The organism is Psychrobacter sp. CAL346-MNA-CIBAN-0220 (assembly GCF_040309805.1).
Lineage (GTDB): Bacteria > Pseudomonadota > Gammaproteobacteria > Pseudomonadales > Moraxellaceae > Psychrobacter.
The window spans coordinates 1-257 of the sequence record NZ_JBEOPF010000476.1 but is presented as its reverse complement, the minus strand read 5'-3'; the positions used below and the strand labels follow the sequence as shown (position 1 = coordinate 257).

The 257-nt window shown below is 38.1% G+C and carries 1 protein-coding gene; it reads left to right on the top strand.

Features of this window, described 5'->3' with window-relative positions; all coding sequences use genetic code 11:
* Nucleotides 1-18: 18 nt before the first annotated feature.
* Nucleotides 19-257 (top strand): hypothetical protein (locus AAEY88_RS14430; protein WP_350563496.1); only part of this gene is annotated, 239 nt, incomplete at its 3' end.

Here is a 257-nt window from a genome sequence, read left to right as displayed (position 1 = left end):
GGCTTATTAGGTATTAGTGTGCAAGGGCAAAAAACGTTCATTATTAACAAAATAAGTGTTGATAGTGACGGTTTAAAGCGCGCCAATGTCAGCTTAATTGATTCTTGGCCGTGCGATATCATTGAACCACAAACTGAACAGAGCCACGATCACACTGATGAGCGTAAAAAAGATAAAGCACTTAGCAATACGTTAAAGCAAATTTTACAGCAATACCCACAGCATCTTGCCCACTATTCTGAAGAAAACTTTAATGA